Genomic DNA, 18,832 nt, shown 5'->3' with positions numbered 1-18,832 from the left:
TAAGAGCTTTAAGGATAGTAAAAGCGTGGCTACTTTTTGAAAATTTTTAAACGTTTTGGATATAGGAAGTAAAGAGTAAACATGCGGGTAATAAAAAAGGGCCTGTAGGCCCTTTTTCGAGAAGTGAAGTTCGAATGGTAATCGCTTTATATGCTCGCAGCGACTATTCGAGTTGAGTACTCACGTCTAGTGCTAGAAACTAGTACTCAAACATCGCTGAAATAGACTCTTCGTTGCTAATACGACGAATCGTTTCGGCAAGCATTTCAGATAATGTTAGTTGTTTCACTTTTCCAATCTTCTGCATATCTGCACTAAGCGGAATAGAATCGGTAATGATAATTTCATCGATGACAGATTCTTTTAGGTTCTGTGCTGCGTTACCAGAGAAAATCGCATGGGTGGCGTAAGCATAAACATTACGTGCACCATGGCTTTTCAATGCTTCAGCTGCTTTCGCTAACGTACCGCCAGTATCAATCATGTCATCCACAATAATACAGTCACGGTCATTAACGTCACCAATGATGTTCATTACCTGAGCAACGTTCGCCTTAGGACGGCGTTTGTCGATAATAGCAAGATCAGCATCGTTAAGTAGCTTAGCGGTAGCACGTGCTCGAACAACACCGCCAATATCTGGCGATACTACAACCGGATCGGCGAAATCACGTTGAACCATATCGGCCAACAGAATAGGCGTTCCGAATGCATTATCTACAGGTACATCGAAGAAACCTTGAATCTGCTCGGCGTGCAAGTCGATAGTAAGTACTCTATCTACACCAACGTTAGAAAGAAAGTCTGCGACAACCTTTGCAGTAATTGGCACCCGGGCTGAACGAACGCGACGGTCTTGACGCGCATAACCAAAGTATGGAATTACCGCAGTAATACGACCTGCTGATGCGCGGCGCAAAGCGTCGATCATCACGATCAATTCCATTAGGTTGTCATTTGTGGGTGCACAGGTTGATTGGATAATAAAAACGTCCGAACCACGGACGTTTTCATGAATTTCTACGCTAATTTCACCATCACTGAAACGGCCTACTTTGGCGTTTCCGAGTTTGGTATAAAGGCGATCGGCGACTTTCTGGGCAAGTTCTGGTACGGCATTACCTGCAAAGAGCTTCATATCTGGCACAAGTGGGTTCCTCAGTGCGTTGATAAAAGAGGTTTGGCTGGGGTAGCAGGACTCGAACCTACGAATGGCGGGATCAAAACCCGCTGCCTTACCAACTTGGCTATACCCCAATTTTTTATTTCTTGTCCGATGTGGCGTACACGTGCTCTGATTTTTTTAATTTTTGTAATAGCGGTGAGCGATTCACACCTTTTGCAACAAAACTATGCCAAGCAGCAGGCAATTTAGCCTGAACTTGTTTGGCGCAAACGTCGTCAGAAAAGATGGCAAATACGCAGGCACCTGTGCCCGTCATTCGCGACGGTGCGTAGTGTACCAACCACTGTAATAAATTTGCAACTTCGGGATAGCGATTAACGACTAATTGCTGACAATCATTGCGAGTTTTTTCAAATTGGTAGTCTTCCCACTGCATAATTGGTGTATTTCTGGTCAATTTCTCAGCTGTAAATACCTCGGCAGTACTAATATGCACATTGGGGTTCGCCACCAAATACCATTTTTCTTCTTGCGGGGCAGGGGTGATTTCTTCACCTACCCCTGATGCGAAAGCGGTAAGTCCGCGTACAAAAATAGGTACATCTGCACCTAATTCAAGCCCAAGCTCAGCAAGTTCATCTTCTGATAGTTTAACGCCCCATAACTGGTTTAGTGCGACTAGGGTGGTGGCTGCATTTGATGAACCGCCGCCAATACCGCCGCCCATGGGCAAGCATTTTTCTAAACTGATGTTTACACCTTTATTAATGTGAGCATGTTCAGCTAGCAGTTTGGCGGCACGAACAATAAGGTTATCTTCATCTTTTACCCCTTTTAGCGGGGTCGCCATAGAAATTACACCCGAGTCATTAATATCAAAAGCAAGCTTGTCGCCGTAATCAAGCATTTGAAATAAGCTTTGCAATTGGTGATAGCCATTTGGGTATCGACCATTAATATGCAGAAAAAGATTAAGTTTGGCAGGAGAAGGCCACCAATCTAGGCCTATCTCTTGTAAGTTCGTTACTTTAGAATTTGTCATTAAAGCAGCGTCCATTCGTATATTTTTATTTTTAATTGGGTTGATGGCGGGTTGGGTTGAACCAAATTAATAGCGTGGGGTAGCCACACATTATTGCCTTCGGGGGTAGTCACATTGCCATAGTTAGCATAACTGACTTGCCACCCCTTACATGCACTACAGTTGCTTTCAAGGGTATTGAGTAGTCCCTTTTCGGTAAGGGTAAACGTGTCATCAGCAAGAGGAAGCCCTTTAATCCACGAAAGCAAGGGTTCGACGGGAATATCCATGCCCGTTGTATGATAAATTAACGGTTCGGGATCGGCGTCTTCATATACCTCGTTACCCGCTTCTAAAATGGCTTTATCGCCGTTCACATTCAAATCAACCATGGTTACACCAAGTAAATTGGTTAATCGGAAATGAAAATCGGCATCATCGGTTTTCCACAAAAGGTTAGCGCTAGCCCCTTCTTTTTCCTGTCTAAAGGCTATTTTTCCGCGCAATTGCCACGCATCTACTTGTGCCACCTTTTTAAGCTGGGCACTAAGGTTTACGGCGTCTTCAGGACCATCAGGTAGTGTGGTACAGGCGCTGATAAATAGGGTAACCAGTACAAGTATAAAAACGAAGCGAATCATTGGGTGTCGTCTTAGGTAAAGTGCATACTTTATGTGAACACAGTTCTACCAACACTTTCAATCATTTTGGGTTTTTCGTACAATGCGCGTCCGACGTTGCCAGCACAGATTTGAATGACTCTACTCGCCCTTGGTATTAATCACAAAACCGCCCCTGTCGCATTGCGTGAAAAAGTGGCTTTTACACCAGATTCTCTGGTGGAAGCACTTGCGTCATTAAGAAAGGTGGATGGCGTAGATGAGTCGGTGATTGTATCAACGTGCAATCGCACAGAGCTTTACGTGAACACCCAGCATGAAAGTGCTACTGCCTTATTAGAGTGGTTATCAAACTTCCACCATGTTGAAGTTGATGAAATTGCCAACAACAGTTATGTGCTTGCCGCAGATGATGCGGTTAAACATATTATGCGAGTGGCAAGTGGGTTAGATTCGCTCATTCTTGGCGAGCCTCAAATACTGGGGCAGGTAAAGCAAGCCTTTGGCGATGCCAAACACTCAGGTATGATTAATACCGAGTTCGATAAACTATTTCAGCATACCTTTTCTGTGGCTAAGCGAGTACGCAGCGAAACTGAAATCGGCGCGAATGCCGTTAGTGTAGCTTATGCTGCAGTGCAATTAGCAAAGCATATATTTGCTGAGCTACCCAAGCGCTCAGTGCTACTGGTGGGTGCGGGTGAAACCATTGAGTTAGTGGCACAGCACTTAAAAGAGCAAGGTGTTACTTGCTTAGCTGTTGCAAACCGGACTATTTCTCGTGCAGAAGCGTTGGCTGAATCATTGGATGCCAGTGTGTATACCCTTTCACAGGTACCGGAACATCTAAAAGATTTCGATATAGTGATCAGCTCTACCGCCAGTCAGCTACCCTTAATAGGCAAGGGCATGGTAGAAAAGGCGTTGAAACAACGCAGAAATATGCCCATGTTTTTAGTGGATTTAGCGGTACCACGTGACATTGAAGCTCAAGTGAACGAATTGGGTGATGCTTATTTATACACCGTAGATGATTTGCAGCACATCGTTCAAAAGAATTTACAAAATCGTGAGCAAGCAGCACTTGAAGCTGAAAAGCTAATTGAAAAGCAAGCTGGCAATTACATGAGCTGGAAGCAGTCTCAACAATCTATCGATTTAGTTAGGCAGTATCGTCAAAAGGGCATGGAACAGCGCGACGACGTAGTAGAAAAAGCATTGGCGCAGTTAACCGAAGGCAAAGACGCCGAAACGGTACTTAGTGAAATGGCCTACAAGCTAACCAATACATTGCTGCACCCCACAACCCTGGCACTTAGAGAAGCTGCCATGCATGATGACCCGGCGTTGAGTCGGTGGTTGGGGCAAGCATTATCGTTATCCGACACTACGTCAGATATCAAAAAATAAGGTAAACATAAAAATATGAAAGACTCGGTTGTCAGAAAACTCGAAAACTTGGTGGAACGCTTTGAAGAAGTGCAGGCTTTATTAGGCGACCCACAAGTAATCGGCAATCAAGATAAGTTTCGTAATTTGTCAAAAGAGTTTAGCCAGCTAGAAAGCGTAGTTGGGGGCTTTAATGCTTATCAACAAGCGCAAGAAAATCTTGATTCAGCGAATGAAATGTTGAAAGAAGATGACGCAGAAATGCGTGAAATGGCGCAAGAAGAATTAAAAATTGCTAAAGCGGATATTGAACGCCTAGAAACTGAGCTTCAGGTTTTATTGTTACCCAAAGATCCTAACGATGACAGCAACTGCTTCTTAGAAGTACGTGCTGGTGCTGGTGGTGACGAAGCCGCAATATTTGCAGGCGATTTATTCCGTATGTACAGCCGTTATGCTGAAACTAAAGGTTGGCGCGTAGAATTAATTAACGCCAATGAGGGTGAGCACGGCGGTTATAAAGAAGTTGTCGCGAATATTAGTGGTGACGGCGTTTACGGTATTTTGAAATTTGAATCTGGCGGTCACCGTGTTCAGCGTGTACCCGACACAGAATCACAAGGTCGTATTCATACGTCTGCCTGTACCGTGGCTGTATTACCTGAAATTCCTGAATCAGAAGCTATAGATATTAACCCAGCGGATCTTCGCATCGATACTTTTAGAGCATCGGGTGCAGGTGGTCAGCACGTTAACAAAACCGACTCTGCTATTCGTATTACTCACTTGCCGTCAGGGTTAGTGGTGGAATGTCAGGACGAGCGTTCGCAACATAAAAACCGTGCGAAAGCCATGTCGGTTTTGCAAGCGCGTTTGAATAACATTGAAGAAGAAAAGCGTGCGGCAGAAGAAGCCTCTACGCGTAAGAGTCTAGTCGGAAGTGGTGATCGTTCAGAGCGCATCCGTACCTATAACTTCCCGCAAGGCCGGGTAACTGATCACCGCATCAACTTAACGATATACCGTTTAGATGAAGTAATAGAAGGTGATTTGAAGCAGCTTCTCGACCCTATTATGCAAGAACATCAAGCTGACCTGTTAGCCTCGTTGTCAGACGACTAATACCATGCGTATAGACGCCGCATTAGCGTGGGCGGTAGCCGAGTTACATGAAGGCGAATCGCCAGCTGTTGATGCAAAAGTATTGTTAAGCCATGTATTAGATAAACCTCAGGTTTATCTTTTTACATGGCCAGACAAAACCTTAAGCGTCGACGCTATTTCTCAATACAAAACTCTGGTGGCCAAACGCGCCCAAGGTATTCCTGTGGCGTACCTAACGGGTAGCCGTGACTTTTGGACCTTACGTTTAGCAACCTCGCCCCATACCCTTATTCCTCGCCCCGATACCGAAGTACTAGTAGAGCAAACTCTTTCTTGTATAGCGTCAGCAGAATTTGCCCTTGAGGTAGAAGATAATAAGCTAGCCATTTGTGATTTAGGTACAGGTACAGGGGCAATTGCCCTCGCGCTGGCCTCTGAATTGCCCACTGCAAATATTACAGGTGTAGATTTACTGCATGAGGCTGTTCAACTCGCCACTAGCAATGCGGCGCTTAATAGCATTACTAATGCGCAATTTAAGCAAAGTAGTTGGTTTGACAATTTAGCGAATGAAAAATTTCACGTTATCGTTTCCAACCCGCCCTATATAGAAATATCCAGCCCTTTTCTTCAGCAAGGTGATGTGCGCTTTGAGCCTGCATCAGCGCTTACATCAGGCGCCGATGGGCTTGATGATATAAAACACATTATCGCACTTGCACCCGCCCATTTATTAGAAGGTGGCTTACTGGCTTTTGAGCATGGTTTTGACCAAGCAAAAGCGGTTGGCGATCTGTTAAACGCCCACGGCTTTGTGAACGTGTGCACCGAAAAAGACTATGGTGGGAATGACCGAGTCACATACGGTTATCTACCTACCACAAGATAAGCATTTGATACTGCTATTTTGTTACTGTTATATAGGGACTTGCTAAAAATACGTATTGCATTAGTATTTTAAAAGTATTTTGGGAGCAGGAAGTTACAGATGAACGACGATTTACTTTTCATCGACGATGATGAAGAAGATGTTGTAGAAGACCTGGGCACATGGAAAATTCTTATTGTTGATGATGAGCCCGAGGTTCATGCCATCACAAAATTGGCGCTCAACGACTTTTTCTTAAATGGTAAAACCCTCGAATTTATCAGTGCTTACAGCGGTGATGAAGCAAAACGTTGTTTCAGAGAGCATGATGACATTGCAGTGGTTTTACTTGATGTTGTTATGGAAAGTGACGATGCGGGCTTACTGGTTGCTGAATATGTTCGCAACGAACTCGATAACCATTTTACGCGTATTATTCTTCGAACTGGACAGCCAGGACAAGCGCCTGAAAAAGATGTCATTATCAATTACGACATCAATGACTATAAATCGAAAACAGAACTAACCGCACAAAAGCTATTCACAGTTATTATTGCCGCGCTGCGTTCTTATCGCGATATTATTGTGATTGAAGAAAGCCGTGCAGGCTTAGAAAAAATTATTGATGCGTCTGTGGATTTGTTTTCATCCAGTTCGCTCGAAAAATTCATGCAAGGCATCATTCAGCAACTGGCTTCTATTTTAGGGTGTTCGAAAGATGCTGCCTACATCACCACGGCGGTAGCGGCCACACCCGATGCATCACCTAATCCTACAAATGCACTCGATCTTAATGAGTTGTACGTTTTTGCTGGCAACGGTGAATATTCAGATAAAGAAGGTGTGCTATTAAAAGATGCAGTGTCACCTGAAGAATATGAACTGTGCAAGCGCGCCATGCGCGACCGCGAAATTGTGTATGCGGAAGACCACGTAGTGGCGTATTGCAACAGTAAAACGCAAAACGGCGCTTTATTGTATTTATCAGGTTTACCTCGTCGGATTGGCGAAAATGACAAGCATTTAGTTAGGCGTTTTTCAAACAGTGTCCAACTAGCGTTTGATAATGTGCTCAAAACCATTGACGTAGAAAGTACGCAAAGAGAAATTATTGAGCGCTTAGGTAAAGCGATGGAGCATGACGGGCAGGGCAGCAACCATATTGCGCGAATGAGTGCGATGGCAGAGGTTATGGGTTGTGGCATAGGCATGAATGAAAATGATGTGCGGTTACTCAAGCATGCTATACCTCTTCATGACGTAGGCAACTCTCGTGTACCTGTCACTATTTTACGTAAAACTGAGCCTTTGACAGAAGATGAAATTTTTGCCATTCGTCAGCATGCCGAATTTGGTTATCAGATTTTAAAAGACTCTTCTAGGCCCACTATTCAGCTAGCCGCAACGTTAGCACGACAACACCACGAGCGATGGGATGGCAAAGGCTATCCTGAAGGGCTTCAAGGTCAAGCTATCTTACTGCAAAGTCGCATAGCAACTTTGTTAGATGTGTTTGATGCACTAATCAATACTCGCCCTTATAAAACCGCATGGCCATTAGATAAGGTTGAAAAGGTTATCAATGAAGAAAAAGGGCGACACTTCGACCCGCTATTAGTTGATTACTTGTTGAACCACATTGAAAAATTCATGGCCATTCAACATCAGCACCCTGATATTCCTGAGTATGTTTAACTTAGTCGAATGCCCATAAATAACGTACAATAACGAATAATTACATAATCAAAACTTAAGAATGATAGGAATTATTGTATGTATATGATGGCGAAACATCTGCACTTAACCGCAGTAGGGCTAAGTATTTTACTGTTTGTTTTTCGCTTTATCTGGTCACAATTCGACGCCACAGTTTTAACCAAAAAGTGGGTTAAAATTGTGCCTCATATTATTGATACGCTGTTACTAGCCAGTGCTATTTGGCTTTGCGTTATTTTGTCTCAATATCCCATTGTAAATGCATGGCTCACATTTAAGTTAGCTGGCGTTATCGCTTATATCGTGCTTGGGTTATTTGCCCTTAAAAAAGCAAAAACCACCGTGGGCCGCTGGGCCTTTTTCATTGCCGCGCTCGTGGTACTGATGACAACTGCGATGGTGGCAGTTACCAAACAACCCTTATTCTAGAAATTAACGGATAACGAATTAATTATGTCTGAATCTCAACAGATCATTCGTGTTGGCGATGTAGAAGTTGCTAATCACTTACCTTTCGTGCTTTTTGGCGGAATGAATGTATTAGAGTCTCGCGATCTTGCCATGCGCATTGCTGAGCATTATGTTGAAGTTACCCAAAAATTGGGTATTCCTTATGTTTTTAAAGCTTCATTTGATAAAGCAAACCGCTCATCGGTAACGTCTTATCGTGGTCCAGGTATGGAAGAGGGCTTGCGTATATTCGAAGAAATTAAATCTACTTTCAATGTGCCATTAATTACCGATGTTCATGAGCCTCATCAAGCCGCACCTGTTGCTGAAGTGGTAGATGTTATTCAACTCCCCGCGTTTTTAGCCCGTCAAACTGATTTGGTGGTTGCTATGGCTAAAACCGGTAGCGTAATTAATGTGAAGAAACCGCAGTTTCTAGCGCCTCATGAAATGCGTCATATCATTACTAAATTAGGTGAAGCGGGTAACGATAAAGTCATTTTATGTGAACGTGGCAGTAGCTTTGGCTATAACAACCTTGTGGTTGATATGCTGGGCATGGATGCAATGAAATCCTACGCACCGGTAATCTTTGATGCTACCCATGCGTTGCAAATGCCAGGAGGCAGAGCAACATCAGCCGATGGTCGTCGTGCTCAAGCGGCACAATTAGCACGAAGCGGAATGGCGTTGGGCCTTGCTGGGTTGTTTATTGAAGCACATCCTAATCCGGATGAAGCAAAATGTGATGGTCCATGTGCGTTACCATTGGCAAAACTTGAGCCGTATTTAGCGCAAATGAAAGCGTTAGATGAATTGGTGAAAGGATTTGAGCCGTTAGATACCAGTAATACCTAGGCAAGTCTGATGGCGAATACCGGTGCGTCGCACCGGCATGCGTATCAGGTGTGGGCGTGTATTATTCGCTTTCAGCAACTAATACAGTAGATTCTTTATTTTTTTCTTTCGCCATGGCAAGTAAATTTTTATGTAACGCAATTTGCGTCTCTTCTGCCAGCAATGCAGCTGACTGCTTTTTAACAACAATGTGAGCGTCGTTTTCAGGCAATACGTCTGCCATGTTTACGCTGGTCATCGCAGTAGCGATTAATGATTGAAGATTGATCTTTTCTGGTTGTACGTTAGCATTCGCAGCAGCGCTTGCAAAAGCCATTACAGATACACTAGCTAGTAGTAGTTTTTTCATTTTCACACCTAATAAAAATAATTTAAAAATATTTTTCCACTTGTTAAATCGTTTAACAAATAGGCTTTGTAAAGAGTTGATATTCGTAGCTCTTTCCAAAGTTCGCGCAAATAATAGTCAAAACTCGTGCAAAAATAAAACGAGTAAAAGTATGGTTTATCATTAGTAAAACTAATGCGATTACTGCTACTATAGTATGAGTAGGTCACACAGGATTTATTTCTTAACATGCATCGACGTCTTCCCCCTCTAAATGCGCTAAAAGCCTTTGAAGCGGCTGCCCGGCATTTGAGTTTCACTAAAGCGGCGGATGAGCTTTTTGTTACGCAAGCCGCGGTCAGTCATCAAATTAAAGCGCTTGAAGAATTCTTATCGATGAAGTTATTCATTCGTCGTAACAGAACCTTGTTATTAACCGAGGAAGGCCAGGCTTACTTCCTTGAATTAAAAGATATCTTTAAAAACCTGCAAGAAGCGACGGAAAGACTACTCGCAAGAGGCAGTAAGGGCGCCATAACTGTTGCCATGCCGCCGAGCTTTGCCAGCCAGTGGTTAGTGCCACGAATTAGTCAATTTAGTGTTGCGCAACCGGACATAGACGTAAGAATAAAAGCGGTAGACTTCGATGAAGGCTTTTTAGACGATGACGTAGATGTTGCTATTTACTATGGCAAAGGCCGCTGGAGTGGGTTGCAAGCAGACAAACTGCACCGTGAATTCCTAACACCATTATGTTCCCCTATGCTTTTCAATGGCCCTAAGCCGTTATCGAGTTTGGCAGATTTACGTCATCACGTGCTCCTTCACGACTTAAGCCGCGCGGCGTGGAAAAATTGGCTTAAACATGTGGGTGTGTCGGGCGTGAATGTAAACCAAGGGCCGGTTTTTAGTCATTCTATGTTGGTACTGCAAGCTGCCGCGTTGGGGCAGGGGATTGCGTTAGGTAATACCGTACTTGCCCGTCCAGAATTAGATGCAGGGCGATTAATTATGCCTTTTGAAGAGAAAGTAGAAAGTCGTGATGCCTTTTATTTGGTGTGCGAAGAATCCCAAGCTGAGCTTGGTAAAATTGCCGCTTTCAGAGAGTGGATCTTAGGCTTGGTTGAAGAAGAGCAAGAGTGATGAATTTTACATATAGAAATAATTCAGATAATGAGTCAGTCGATGTTTGATATTGAAATTCATTCGGTAAATACGGATGGAAAGACTAACGCACCTTTAGCACGCCTTATTCTTGCGCACGGCGCGGGTGCCGGTAAGCACCACGATTTTATGCAGGCAATGGCTTCTCAGTTAACAGGCCACAATATTGAAGTTGTACTATTTAACTTTCCCTATATGCAAACCATGATGGAAACGGGAAAGCGTAGGCCGCCAGATAAAGCCGAAAAGTTACTCTCACACTTTGCGGCGCTTATCGACGAGGTGGCTAAAACCCAAACTAGCGTACCGACGTTTATTGGCGGTAAATCCATGGGAGGACGCATGGCGACCATGGTACTTAATGAAGCTGAATCAATAATAGGCGCCATAGCATTTGGTTATCCATTTCACCCTCCAGGTAAGCCTGAAAAACTCAGAACCGCCCATTTAGAAACGCTCATAAAGCCACTGCTTATACTGCAAGGCGAGCGTGATACCTTCGGGACGAAGGATGAGGTAAGTGCCTATGCGTTATCGAGTACTATTGTGGTTTATTACCTAACAGACGGCGATCACAGTTTTAAACCCAGAAAGCAAAGTGGCTTTACGTTAGAGACCCATATAGAATGCGCGGCTAAATCGACAGCTGATTTTATAAAAGCACGCGTAAATAAATAATGAACCACCATTTAACCTTTGGTTTAACTTACACTCAATGTCATGGGCAGGTGCTTTGAATAAGGCAACAAATAACACAGGGTCTGTTGATCAGAACCTAAGTAATAAGCAAGGCCTAAACAAACTCTGGCTGTGTGCTGGCATTCTTTTGGCGGCTACTGCAGTTATGCTGGGCGCTTTTGGCGCGCATGGTCTAAAAGCAATATTAGCACCATCGGCACTGACTACATTTGAAATTGGTGTTCGCTACCAGATGTATCATGGTTTAGCCATTGTGGCGCTGCCCGCATTGTCGGCATACGGTTCGCCTAAATGGCTTAACGCGGTAGCTGCACTTTTTGTGGTTGGCTGTGCACTGTTCAGTGGCAGTTTATATTTATTAGCAGTCACCGGTAACGGGTTATTTGGCCCCATTACGCCTTTGGGCGGCCTTTGCTTTATTATCGGTTGGATAGCATTGGCTGTAGCTGTATTCAAAGGAAAAACTAATGACTAGCATTTTGGCCTATTGTCGCCCTGGCTATGAAAACGACACAGCCAATGAACTGGCTACTCGGTACGGCGAAAAAGAATACTTTGGCTATCCGGTATCAAAATCGAATACGGGCTTTGTACATTATAATTTGTACGATAATACGAGCCTAGGTAATGCATTGGCATTGTTCGCGGTAAGCGAGTCTATATTTCCCCGCCAATTGATAGGTGTGTTCGCTACGCTTAATGATATTAAAAAAGACGATAGAGTAGGGCAAGTACTCGACGCGCTAGAAGACGTGTCGCTCGAAGCGCTTACTGGTGCTCATGGTGTATTCGGTGCCATCGATGTTGAATACCCAGATACGGAAGACGGTAAAACCCTTGCGAAATTTTGTAGGAAGTTTACCGTTCCTCTTCGTCAGGCATTAAGAAAGAAGGGCTGGTTATCACCAAAGGAAAACGAGGTTAAGCCTAAACTGCATGTTTTCTTCGAGTCTTTTGAAACCTGTTATATAGGCTATAGTCTTTCTGGATATCGCTCTAATGACCATTTAGGCATTTGCCGATTAAAATTTCCGTCCGATTCACCAAGCCGCTCAACCCTTAAGTTGGAAGATGCCTTGGTGAACATGTTAAGTGCTAACGAGCAACGTGAAGTACTTCGCGCTGGCGGCAGAGCAGTAGACTTGGGTGCATGCCCTGGTGGATGGACTTATCAACTAGTTAAACGTGAAATGTACGTTGAAGCGATTGATAATGGGGCTATTGCTGACAGCTTAATGAGCACAGGGCTTGTTGAACACCATGCTGCAGACGGGTTTACTTACAGACCACAATTTGGTCGTGTAGATTTACTTGTGTGTGATATGATAGAGCAACCCGATCGGGTAGCAAAGCTGATGGGTGACTGGTTGGTAAAACATTGGGCCACTCATGCAGTGTTTAATTTAAAGCTACCCATGAAACGACGATATGAAACCGTAATAGAGGCCATGTCGACGTTAATGACCAGATTGAATGCGTTAGACGATGCATTCACTGTCAAGGTAAGACATCTCTATCATGACAGAGATGAAGTTACAGTAACGATTGTACGCACTTCGTGAAGCGAGGTGTGTTTTTGTTATTTTTAAAAAAATATCTAATATTCTTATATTATTGATATTTAAATAAAAAATTAATGGTGGCTCGGTTTTTCACAAACGTTTTCAGAGTTTGTGCTAAATAAAGGTGTATCTCTTGTACAGAAATCCTTTATAATCCGGCCGTTTTTTTACTCTGAATCAATGAAAGTGAACTAATGTCAGACTTATCCCTTTACAGAAACATTGGTATTTTCGCCCACGTAGACGCGGGTAAAACTACCACTACAGAACGTATTTTGAAGCTTACTGGTAAAATCCATAAAACCGGTGAAGTACACGACGGTGAGTCAACTACTGACTTCATGGAACAGGAAGCTGAGCGTGGTATTACTATCCAGTCGGCAGCAGTAAGCTGTTTCTGGAAAGATCACCGCTTCAACGTTATCGATACTCCAGGACACGTTGACTTCACAGTTGAAGTTTACCGTTCACTAAAAGTATTAGACGGCGGTATCGGTGTATTCTGTGGTTCTGGTGGTGTTGAACCGCAATCAGAAACTAACTGGCGTTATGCTAACGAATCAGAAGTTGCACGTATTATATTCGTAAACAAATTAGACCGTATGGGTGCTGATTTTTACCGTGTAACTGAGCAAGTACGTAAAGTACTTGGTGCTGTACCACTAGTTATGACGTTACCAATTGGTATCGAAGATGACTTCGTAGGTGTAGTAGACGTATTGACTAAACAAGCATACGTTTGGGATGACACTGGTCTTCCTGAAAACTACGAAATTAAAGACGTTCCTGCAGACATGGTAGACAAAGTTGATGAATACCATGAAATGCTTATCGAAACTGCTGTAGAGCAAGACGATGACCTAATGGAAGCGTACATGGAAGGTGAAACTCCTTCGGTTGAAGACATCAAGCGTTGTATCCGTAAAGGTACACGTGACCTTGCTTTCTTCCCTACATTCTGTGGTTCTGCATTCAAAAACAAAGGTGTTCAATTAGTACTTGACGCAGTTGTTGACTACTTACCATCTCCTACAGAAGTTGATCCTCAGCCTCTTATGGATGAAGAAGGTAACGAAAATGGCGAACATGCAATCGTATCTGCTGATGAAACGTTTAAAGCGTTAGCATTTAAGATCATGGATGACCGTTTTGGTGCACTAACATTCGTACGTATCTACTCTGGTAAATTGAACAAGGGTGACACCATCCTTAATTCATTCACTGGTAAAACTGAGCGTGTTGGCCGTATGGTTGAGATGCAAGCTGACGAACGTATTGAGTTATCTAGCGCACAAGCGGGTGACATCATTGCTATCGTAGGCATGAAGAACGTACAAACTGGTCACACACTTTGTGATCCGAAAGATCCAGTAACACTAGAGCCAATGGTTTTCCCAACGCCAGTAATCTCGATTGCTGTTCAGCCTAAAGATAAAGGCGGAAACGAGAAAATGGGTATCGCTATCGGTAAAATGATTGCAGAAGATCCTTCGTTCCAAGTTGAAACTGATGAAGATTCAGGCGAAACCATCCTTAAAGGTATGGGTGAGCTTCACTTAGACATCAAAGTAGACATTCTTAAGCGTACTTACGGTGTAGACCTTATTGTTGGTCAACCTCAAGTTGCTTACCGTGAAACTATCACTCAAGAAATTGAAGATAGCTACACGCATAAGAAGCAATCAGGTGGTTCTGGTCAGTTCGGTAAAATCGACTACCGCATCAAGCCTGGCGAAGCGGGTTCTGGCTTTACGTTCACATCATCTGTTGTTGGTGGTAACGTACCGAAAGAATTCTGGCCTGCAGTTGAGAAAGGCTTTAAGTCAATGATGGGCGAAGGTGTTCTAGCTGGCTTCCCAGTACTAGACGTTGAAGTTGAACTTTATGACGGTGGTTTCCACGCAGTAGATTCATCTGCAATCGCGTTCGAAATTGCTGCTAAAGGCGCTTTCCGCCAATCTATCCCTAAAGCGGGTGCACAACTTCTTGAGCCAATCATGAAAGTTGACGTATTTACGCCGGAAGATCATGTTGGTGACGTAATCGGTGACCTTAACCGTCGTCGTGGTATGCTAAGCGACCAAGAAGCTGGTTTAACTGGCGTTCGCATTAAAGCAGACGTTCCGTTATCAGAAATGTTCGGTTACATCGGTTCACTACGTACAATGACATCTGGTCGTGGTCAGTTCTCTATGGAGTTCTCACACTACGCAGCTTGTCCACAAAACGTAGCTGACAAAGTAATGGAAGAAGCTAAAGCACGTAAAGCAGCTAAGTAATTAGCTACTAACTAGGTAAGCATTCATGCTTACCTTAGTGTTAAGCATATAAAAGCCCGTCTGGAATACCAGACGGGCTTTTTTGTTGCTAAATGCTAATTAATACATCTTGTAGGGTAAGAACTTTCCAGACATCACCACACTTACGCGGTCACCTTTAGGATCGTTCTCGCGTTGCAAATCCATTGAGAAATCGATAGCGCTCATTATGCCGTCTCCAAATTCTTCATGAATAAGTTCTTTTAAGGTTGTGCCATAAACACTGACTAATTCGTACCAGCGATAGATAAGCGGGTCGGTAGGCACTTCGGTCGGCAACGAACCTTTATAAGGCGCAATTTGTAACCAAGCAATGGCTTCATCACTCAGTTCTAGCATTTCGCCCACGGCTGTCGCTTGTTCTTTAGTCATCGCCATTTGCCCTAAACACGCGGCGGTACTCCATTCTTTTGATTGTCCTACCGCTTGGGCAATTTCACTCCATTTAATGCCTTTAGAAATTTTTGAAGACTGGATCATGTCGGTAACTTGAGTTCGATTGGTAATCATTGCATTTCCTTTTTTGAGTGATACGGGTTATTGATAAAAGTTAGTTGTTGCCATAAAGCAGTATGAAGGTAATTACATTACTAATAACTAACAGCAGGGACAGTCCCTGCCAGAATTTAAGTGGGTGACGTTGTATTAATGGCGCGGTCACGCGGTTAAGAAAAGCGGGGCTAGGGTGTCGAAGGTGATAGGTAAACTCAGATAAGCTAGCAAAACGCTTTTCAGGATTAGGCTGTAATGCTCGTTTCAGCGTGGCATCTATCCAAGCTGGAATAGGCCGTCTATCATCAAGCACCGATTGATATTTGAGTTTGTGCTGCGCCGCCACGGTCCGGGTTTTAGCTACTTGTGTGCCATAAGGAAAGCGGTCGCTGAGTAAGTAATAGGTGAGTACGGCAAGAGAATAAAGGTCGGATTGATCACAGCCGCTATCGCCTAAGAAGTATTCTGGAGCAACATAAGCTGCGGTGCCCATAATATCACTCTCGTGTTCAAATAATGCGTCACTAATGCCAGCAACACGGGCAGAACCTAAATCTATTATTTTGCAGTTACCTGAAGCTTCGATCATGATGTTTTCAGGGCGAATGTCTTGATGGAGAAGTCCTTCTCGGTGCATGGCCATTAAGCCTTGTGCTACCTGCTCAATAATACTTCGTACTTTTTCAACATCTGGCTTAGGGTTATCAGTTAGCCACTGGGTTAAGTTCTGCCCTTCAATATATTCGCTAATGGTATACATACATGAAGGCGGCTGAATACGAGTAGGTACGTTAATTACATGGTTGGATTTAATTCGTCGTGCCAGCCATTCTTCTAATGCAAAGTGCTCAAGGTAGTGGCTGTCTTGTGCCAGTTCAGTAGACGGTATTTTAATAACGATATGTGCTTTGTTATTTTCATCCCACGCTAGGAAAACATGGCTTCTAGCCGACTGGTATAGCTGTCGCTCAATGCGGTAGGCATCTATCGTCTCTCCCACATTCAACTGCTTAATAATGGGAGCTGACGTTTCATCAACAGCATATTCCGGTGTTAAAAACTTACCATCGCCCACGCTCTCTACTGTTATAAATTGGCAAGAAACGTTGTCATCACTGTTGTTTTCTAACGCAAGATCTACAAGGCGTTGCGCGAGGTGCTTGGCGCTCTTTTTTGCTATAGAAGTTTTTGAAATAGCAGTTTTTTGACTAGAAGTGCTATGAGCAGAAGCATCATCCTCAGACGCATAAATCGGCGATATAAGTGAGGCAAGCGTAGGGGATGAAACATATTCATAAACGCCATCTGTCATTAGAATAAGGGTATCGCCTGCTTTTAGCGGGACCGCGAGGTAATCAATGTCGACATTCGCATGCACACCCAGCGCATTAGCGAGATAAGACTCATGCTGTGAGTGGTCTACTCGATGAGATTGGGTAAGGACTTGTATCCTATCGTCAGAATACAAACAGACTCTAGCATCACCCACATGGAATATATGTGCCGTATCGCCTTTAACGATAACTGCAGAAAAAGTGCATACGTAGCCCTTATCAGGGGTATAGCAAAAAGGGCTTTGCTGAGTTTTGGTATATAAAGTGGCATTAATACTTTGTATTACGGTTTTAGCGCTTTGCATCACACCCCAAGTTTCAGGGGTACAAAAGTATTGTTTTATGAAATCTTTAATTGCTAAATCACTGGCTATTTGGCTAACCGTGCTGCTACTTATGCCATCGGCAAGTGCAAAGGCGGCGCCTTTTAATGTTAAAGCTGGGTCGTTACTAGCTGGAATAAACGCATCGCAAGCGTCTTGATTTATTGGCTTAACGCCGGCGCTACTGCATTCGCTATAGTGAAGTGATAAGGATTGAATCTGCATATTAAAAAAGCCCGATACAGAGGAAACGTACCGGGCTTGCTAACTTATACTGTAGCGGCTTTTGCTGGCGCTTTTTCAGCAACAGCAATTTTACGCTTAGGTGCAGTTTTAACGTGTGTGCTGTAAATCGTTAAACCTGTAAACGCTAAACCACCAACAAGGTTACCTAGCGCTGTTGGAATTTCATTCCACACGAAGTAATCCATGATAGAGAATTCACCACCCATGATAAGACCAAATGGGAATAAGAACATGTTCACAACAGAGTGTTCAAAACCCATGAAAAAGAACAGCATGATAGGCATCCACATGGCCAATACTTTACCGCTCACATGAGTAGAGATCATCGCGCCAACTACACCCAGTGATACCATCCAGTTACACAACATGCCGCGAATAAAAATAGTAAACCAACCGGCAGTACCATGTTCTGCGTAACCTAATGTTCTCGCTTCACCGATACTAGCTACTTTAGCAGCAATAGCACCACCATCTACGTTGTAACCCATGGTGAAAATAAAAGACATCATAAAGGCAACAGTCAGTGCGCCACCAAAGTTACCTAAAAATACTAAGCCCCAGTTACGTAAAATTTGTTTAGGGGTAACACCCGGTCGCTTAGCAAGCCAAGCAAGTGGGGTTAATACAAATACACCCGTTAATAGGTCGAAGCCCATTAAATACAGCATACAAAACCCCACCGGGAACAAAACGGCCCCCAGTAAGAAGATGCCGGTTTGCACCGCAATCGTAATAGCAAATACAGCCGCTAACGCTAATATTGCGCCAGCCATAAATGCGCGGATTAGCGTATCTCGTGTAGACATGTAAATTTTAGATTCACCGGCATCTACCATTTTCGTAGCAAACTCGGCGGGAAGTAAATAAGCCATAATTAATCACCCTGATTTGTAATTTATTTAAAATAACGAGCCACATCACTGCTTTCATCGATAGAACAAACGAACAAAAAAAAACGTCCACACCATTCCCTGTTTCCAAAGAAGGTTGTGGACGTCTTTATCCAATTCGATAGATTGTGTTAGCCAGTTTACAAACCGACTCGTACTGTTAAAAGATTAGCGAAAATAGTGCCAAAAAAGCATTTTAATAATAACTTTAATTAAATCATTGGGTTATTCTTATTTAGTTACACTAATAAATGATTGGAGTGATCAGCTTTAAACCACAATGGTGCAAATGAAGTGCTAGGGTGCACCGAATTGGTGGTTAAT

General features: G+C 43.5%; 18 protein-coding genes and 1 tRNA gene. 11 read left to right on the top strand and 8 right to left on the bottom strand.

The features are described from left to right. Nucleotides 1-199: 199 nt before the first annotated feature. The 4 genes from AMBT_RS10930 to lolB all read right to left on the bottom strand — a co-directional run bounded on the left by AMBT_RS10930 (nt 200) and on the right by lolB (nt 2,788). The gene (locus AMBT_RS10930; protein ID WP_208806010.1) at nt 200-1,138 is read right to left on the bottom strand and encodes a ribose-phosphate pyrophosphokinase; all 939 of its coding nucleotides are present in this window, start codon (nt 1,136-1,138) and stop codon (nt 200-202) included. A 43-nt stretch (nt 1,139-1,181) separates the two neighbouring features. Then, nucleotides 1,182-1,257: transfer RNA gene (locus tag AMBT_RS10925), tRNA-Gln, on the bottom strand. A gap of 5 nt (nt 1,258-1,262) precedes the next feature. Continuing rightward, complete coding sequence (ispE, locus tag AMBT_RS10920; protein ID WP_049791759.1) at nt 1,263-2,168, bottom strand: 4-(cytidine 5'-diphospho)-2-C-methyl-D-erythritol kinase; 906 nt, start codon at nt 2,166-2,168, stop codon at nt 1,263-1,265. Next, nucleotides 2,168-2,788 carry a lipoprotein insertase outer membrane protein LolB gene (lolB, locus tag AMBT_RS10915; protein WP_013784688.1) on the bottom strand — a complete coding sequence of 207 codons (621 nt, stop codon included), beginning with the start codon at nt 2,786-2,788 and terminating at the stop codon, nt 2,168-2,170. The genes ispE and lolB overlap by 1 nt, the downstream gene beginning before the upstream one ends. Nucleotides 2,789-2,902: 114 nt before the next feature. Between lolB and hemA the strand changes: the two genes are divergently transcribed. The 6 genes from hemA (at nt 2,903) to kdsA (ending at nt 9,152) form a co-directional block, all read left to right on the top strand. Further along, a complete protein-coding gene (hemA, locus tag AMBT_RS10910; RefSeq protein WP_013784687.1) occupies nt 2,903-4,177 on the top strand; it encodes a glutamyl-tRNA reductase in 1,275 nt (424 codons plus the stop codon). Nucleotides 4,178-4,192: 15 nt separating this feature from the next. Then, complete coding sequence (gene prfA, locus AMBT_RS10905; RefSeq protein WP_013784686.1) at nt 4,193-5,278, top strand: peptide chain release factor 1; 1,086 nt, start codon at nt 4,193-4,195, stop codon at nt 5,276-5,278. A 4-nt stretch (nt 5,279-5,282) separates the two neighbouring features. Continuing rightward, entirely contained in the window at nt 5,283-6,149 is an 867-nt protein-coding gene (gene prmC / locus AMBT_RS10900) for a peptide chain release factor N(5)-glutamine methyltransferase (RefSeq protein WP_013784685.1), read from the top strand. A 99-nt stretch (nt 6,150-6,248) separates the two neighbouring features. Then, on the top strand, nt 6,249-7,823 hold the full coding sequence (locus AMBT_RS10895) for a DUF3369 domain-containing protein (protein ID WP_013784684.1): 1,575 nt from the start codon (nt 6,249-6,251) through the stop codon (nt 7,821-7,823). A 78-nt stretch (nt 7,824-7,901) separates the two neighbouring features. Next, nucleotides 7,902-8,273, top strand: coding sequence for a SirB2 family protein (locus tag AMBT_RS10890; RefSeq protein WP_013784683.1), 372 nt, complete (start codon nt 7,902-7,904; stop codon nt 8,271-8,273). A 24-nt stretch (nt 8,274-8,297) separates the two neighbouring features. Beyond that, nucleotides 8,298-9,152 (top strand): 3-deoxy-8-phosphooctulonate synthase, encoded by an 855-nt coding sequence (kdsA, locus tag AMBT_RS10885; protein WP_013784682.1) that lies wholly within the window; start codon nt 8,298-8,300, stop codon nt 9,150-9,152. A gap of 61 nt (nt 9,153-9,213) precedes the next feature. On the opposite strand, the gene AMBT_RS10880 is transcribed toward kdsA, so the two are convergent. Continuing rightward, a complete protein-coding gene (locus AMBT_RS10880; protein ID WP_013784681.1) occupies nt 9,214-9,501 on the bottom strand; it encodes a hypothetical protein in 288 nt (95 codons plus the stop codon). Nucleotides 9,502-9,729: 228 nt separating this feature from the next. Here AMBT_RS10880 and AMBT_RS10875 point away from each other — a divergent pair, with 228 nt between their 5' ends. The 5 genes from AMBT_RS10875 to fusA all read left to right on the top strand — a co-directional run bounded on the left by AMBT_RS10875 (nt 9,730) and on the right by fusA (nt 15,184). Further along, nucleotides 9,730-10,623 (top strand): transcriptional regulator GcvA, encoded by an 894-nt coding sequence (locus tag AMBT_RS10875; RefSeq protein WP_013784680.1) that lies wholly within the window; start codon nt 9,730-9,732, stop codon nt 10,621-10,623. Between the two features lie 42 nt (nt 10,624-10,665). After that, nucleotides 10,666-11,322, top strand: coding sequence for an alpha/beta family hydrolase (locus AMBT_RS10870; RefSeq protein ID WP_013784679.1), 657 nt, complete (start codon nt 10,666-10,668; stop codon nt 11,320-11,322). A gap of 166 nt (nt 11,323-11,488) precedes the next feature. Then, entirely contained in the window at nt 11,489-11,818 is a 330-nt protein-coding gene (locus AMBT_RS10865; protein WP_232043584.1) for a DUF423 domain-containing protein, read from the top strand. Beyond that, nucleotides 11,811-12,905, top strand: coding sequence for a 23S rRNA (cytidine(2498)-2'-O)-methyltransferase RlmM (gene rlmM, locus AMBT_RS10860; RefSeq protein ID WP_013784677.1), 1,095 nt, complete (start codon nt 11,811-11,813; stop codon nt 12,903-12,905). The genes AMBT_RS10865 and rlmM overlap by 8 nt, the downstream gene beginning before the upstream one ends. Before the next feature lie 194 nt (nt 12,906-13,099). Next, nucleotides 13,100-15,184, top strand: a complete 2,085-nt coding sequence (fusA, locus tag AMBT_RS10855; protein ID WP_013784676.1) for an elongation factor G — start codon at nt 13,100-13,102, stop codon at nt 15,182-15,184. A 99-nt stretch (nt 15,185-15,283) separates the two neighbouring features. Here fusA and cynS read toward each other — a convergent pair whose 3' ends face one another. Genes cynS through AMBT_RS10840 form a run of 3 tightly spaced genes read right to left on the bottom strand, consistent with a single transcriptional unit; the run spans nt 15,284 to nt 18,490 of the window. Continuing rightward, complete coding sequence (cynS, locus tag AMBT_RS10850) at nt 15,284-15,733, bottom strand: cyanase (RefSeq protein ID WP_013784675.1); 450 nt, start codon at nt 15,731-15,733, stop codon at nt 15,284-15,286. Nucleotides 15,734-15,773: 40 nt separating this feature from the next. Then, nucleotides 15,774-17,597 (bottom strand): bifunctional protein-serine/threonine kinase/phosphatase, encoded by a 1,824-nt coding sequence (locus AMBT_RS10845; RefSeq protein ID WP_013784674.1) that lies wholly within the window; start codon nt 17,595-17,597, stop codon nt 15,774-15,776. A 44-nt stretch (nt 17,598-17,641) separates the two neighbouring features. Continuing rightward, nucleotides 17,642-18,490, bottom strand: coding sequence for a formate/nitrite transporter family protein (locus tag AMBT_RS10840; protein ID WP_013784673.1), 849 nt, complete (start codon nt 18,488-18,490; stop codon nt 17,642-17,644). Nucleotides 18,491-18,832: the final 342 nt, after the last annotated feature.

The sequence above is a fragment of the Alteromonas naphthalenivorans genome (genome assembly GCF_000213655.1).
GTDB lineage: Bacteria > Pseudomonadota > Gammaproteobacteria > Enterobacterales > Alteromonadaceae > Alteromonas > Alteromonas naphthalenivorans.
The sequence above is the reverse complement of the archived record's forward strand: the minus strand, read 5'-3'. Positions and strand labels throughout refer to the sequence as shown.

Bases quoted from the DNA above. Each gene is read 5' to 3' on its own strand.
- AMBT_RS10930 (WP_208806010.1), bottom strand. From the start codon at position 1,138: ATGAAGCTCTTTGCAGGTAATGCCGTACCAGAACTTGCCCAGAAAGTC.
- ispE (WP_049791759.1), bottom strand. From the start codon at position 2,168: ATGACAAATTCTAAAGTAACGAACTTACAAGAGATAGGCCTAGATTGG.
- lolB (WP_013784688.1), bottom strand. From the start codon at position 2,788: ATGATTCGCTTCGTTTTTATACTTGTACTGGTTACCCTATTTATCAGC.
- hemA (WP_013784687.1), top strand. From the start codon at position 2,903: ATGACTCTACTCGCCCTTGGTATTAATCACAAAACCGCCCCTGTCGCA.
- prfA (WP_013784686.1), top strand. From the start codon at position 4,193: ATGAAAGACTCGGTTGTCAGAAAACTCGAAAACTTGGTGGAACGCTTT.
- prmC (WP_013784685.1), top strand. From the start codon at position 5,283: ATGCGTATAGACGCCGCATTAGCGTGGGCGGTAGCCGAGTTACATGAA.
- AMBT_RS10895 (WP_013784684.1), top strand. From the start codon at position 6,249: ATGAACGACGATTTACTTTTCATCGACGATGATGAAGAAGATGTTGTA.
- AMBT_RS10890 (WP_013784683.1), top strand. From the start codon at position 7,902: ATGTATATGATGGCGAAACATCTGCACTTAACCGCAGTAGGGCTAAGT.
- kdsA (WP_013784682.1), top strand. From the start codon at position 8,298: ATGTCTGAATCTCAACAGATCATTCGTGTTGGCGATGTAGAAGTTGCT.
- AMBT_RS10880 (WP_013784681.1), bottom strand. From the start codon at position 9,501: ATGAAAAAACTACTACTAGCTAGTGTATCTGTAATGGCTTTTGCAAGC.
- AMBT_RS10875 (WP_013784680.1), top strand. From the start codon at position 9,730: ATGCATCGACGTCTTCCCCCTCTAAATGCGCTAAAAGCCTTTGAAGCG.
- AMBT_RS10870 (WP_013784679.1), top strand. From the start codon at position 10,666: ATGTTTGATATTGAAATTCATTCGGTAAATACGGATGGAAAGACTAAC.
- AMBT_RS10865 (WP_232043584.1), top strand. From the start codon at position 11,489: ATGCTGGGCGCTTTTGGCGCGCATGGTCTAAAAGCAATATTAGCACCA.
- rlmM (WP_013784677.1), top strand. From the start codon at position 11,811: ATGACTAGCATTTTGGCCTATTGTCGCCCTGGCTATGAAAACGACACA.
- fusA (WP_013784676.1), top strand. From the start codon at position 13,100: ATGTCAGACTTATCCCTTTACAGAAACATTGGTATTTTCGCCCACGTA.
- cynS (WP_013784675.1), bottom strand. From the start codon at position 15,733: ATGATTACCAATCGAACTCAAGTTACCGACATGATCCAGTCTTCAAAA.
- AMBT_RS10845 (WP_013784674.1), bottom strand. From the start codon at position 17,597: ATGCAGATTCAATCCTTATCACTTCACTATAGCGAATGCAGTAGCGCC.
- AMBT_RS10840 (WP_013784673.1), bottom strand. From the start codon at position 18,490: ATGGCTTATTTACTTCCCGCCGAGTTTGCTACGAAAATGGTAGATGCC.